The 2,195-nt window shown below is 72.8% G+C and carries 4 protein-coding genes; all 4 read left to right on the forward strand.

Annotated features, from left to right (window positions below; all coding sequences use genetic code 11):
* Positions 1-133, forward strand: a 133-nt coding sequence (locus tag AC1DXK_RS30840) for a transposase (protein WP_477299698.1), incomplete at its 5' end; no start/stop codon positions are given.
* A gap of 166 nt (positions 134-299) precedes the next feature.
* Positions 300-590, forward strand: a complete 291-nt coding sequence (locus AC1DXK_RS30845; RefSeq protein WP_457108839.1) for a methanol dehydrogenase [cytochrome c] subunit — start codon at positions 300-302, stop codon at positions 588-590.
* A gap of 128 nt (positions 591-718) precedes the next feature.
* Positions 719-1,750 (forward strand): AAA family ATPase, encoded by a 1,032-nt coding sequence (locus AC1DXK_RS30850; RefSeq protein ID WP_477299697.1) that lies wholly within the window; start codon positions 719-721, stop codon positions 1,748-1,750.
* A gap of 11 nt (positions 1,751-1,761) precedes the next feature.
* Positions 1,762-2,195: DUF58 domain-containing protein (locus tag AC1DXK_RS30855; protein ID WP_477299699.1), on the forward strand; the 434-nt coding region annotated here is incomplete at its 3' end.

Consider the following 2,195-nt stretch of genomic DNA (forward strand, 5'->3'; position numbering starts at 1 on the left):
GGTATTCGGGCAGATCAAGCAGGCCCGGGGCTTCCGACAGTTCTTACTCCGCGGCCTCGATCAGGTCCGGGGCGAATGGGCGCTGATCTGCACCGCCCACAACCTCCTCAAATTGGCGAAGGCCGGGCACTGAGCCCAAAGCCGACGCACACGTCTGCCCAGACTTCGACGCTCATCCCACCTCGTGAACTCGTTACTCGGACGGGCTCCTAGGCGTTCTCGGCAAGTCGCGCCCCGCGGGAGACGGGGCGAACCGGCGGCCCGACCGGCCGCCCCAGGAAGAGACGGAGGAATCAACGATGCGCACAGTGATCACGGCGGCGATGCTGATCGCGGGGGCGGCCTTCGCGGTGCCGGCGCTGGCCTATGACGGGCAGACCTGCAAGGCGCCGGGCAATTGCTGGCAGCCGAAGCCCGGCTTCCCCGAGAAGGTCGCCGGGTCCAAGTACGATCCCAAGCACGACCCGAAGGAGGTCGGCAAGCAGGCCGACTCCATCAAGCAGATGGAGGAGCGCAACAGGAAGCGGATCGAGAACGCCAAGAAGACCGGCAAGTTCGAGTACGACGTCGCCAAGATGTCCTCGAATTGATCGCGGCAAACCGAGCGCGGCCGACCGTCCCGAGGCCCGGCCCCGGGACGGTCGGTACCGCGCGCCGCACCGCACCGACACGCCGCACCGATACCCGGCGCCCAGCCCGACACCGCAGGCACCGTTTCATGAACACCCTCCGTCCCGGAGACACGATGCTCACCGACTGGCGGGCGGCGGCGGCCCGTTTCGAGGCGGAGGTCGCCAAGGCGGTGGTCGGGCAGGAGCGGGCGATCCGCCTCGTGACGATCGCGGTCTTCGCCCGCGGCCACGTGATGCTCGAGGGCGATGTCGGCGTCGGCAAGACCACCCTGCTGCGGGCGGTGGCCCGGGCGCTGGGCGGCGCCTACGAGCGCGTCGAGGGCACGGTCGACATGATGCCGACCGACCTGATCTACCACACCTATCTCGGCCCCGACGGCCGGCCGCGGGTCGATCCCGGCCCGGTCCTGGCGCGGGCCGAGGATCTCTCGGTGTTCTTCTTCAACGAGATCAACCGGGCGCGGCCGCAGGTCCACGCCCTGCTGCTCCGGCTGATGGCCGAGCGCAGCGTCCAGGCCTTCGGCCGAACCTACACGTTCCCGAACCTGCAGGTCTTCGCCGACCGCAACCGCGTCGAGCGCGAGGAGACGTTCGAGCTGCCGGCCGCGGCCCGCGACCGCTTCCTGATGGAGATCGGGCTGGAGGCGCCCCGGGACGCGGCGGTGCGCCGGAGCCTGGTCTTCGACCCGCGCTTCCACGACACGGACGCTCTCGTCGGCGCGGTCGCCGAGGGCGTGCTCGACCAGGCCCGGATCGGCGGCATCGCGGCCGCGATCCAGCACGCCGTCCGCGCGGAGCCGTCGATCGAGGCCTACGTGGTGGCCCTCTGGGACGCGCTGGTCCGCCCCGCGGAGGCCGGGATCCGGCTCCCGGGCGTCGACACCGCCACCCTCGTGCAGGGCGGCGCCTCGCCGCGCGGCGTCKCCTTCCTGGTGMGCGCCGCCCGGGTGCGGGCGTGGCTGGAGGGCCGCGACTGGCTGGCGCCCGAGGATGTGCGGGCGGTCTTCACCGCCGTGATGGCCCACCGCGTCTTCCTCGAACCCGTCCACGAATTGCAGCGCGGCGCGATCGTGCCCGCCCTGTGCCGGGCCGCGTTCGAGACGGTGCCGGCGCCGTGAGCGACCCGCGCATGGCCGACATCGTCTACCTGCCGCGCTGGCGGCCGCGCGGCAGCCGGGCCGGCCTCCACCGGGGGCGCGATGCCGGCGGCTCCGGCCCGCTCCGCGATCAGGTGTCGTTCCTGCAGCTGCCGGATGCGCGCCGCATCGACCTGCGCGCGACGCTGCGCGATCCGTTCGAGGGCGTGCATGTCCGCCGCTTCGAGGCGCGGACCGCCGTCGAGACCTGGGTCCTGGTCGACCTCTCGGCCTCGATGGGCTTCCGCGGCACGGCCGACCGGGCGCGGCTCACGGGCGATCTCTGYCGGGCGCTGGCCGTCTCGGCGACCCGGATCAGCGACGGGTTCGGCCTGATCGGCTGCGACGAGACCCTGCGCGACGACCTCACCCTGCCCGCCACCCGCCACCGGGGCGCGGCCGTCGCCGCCGCCGAGCGGGTCGCGGG

It is taken from the genome of Methylobacterium sp. P3_A11 (assembly GCF_056403155.1).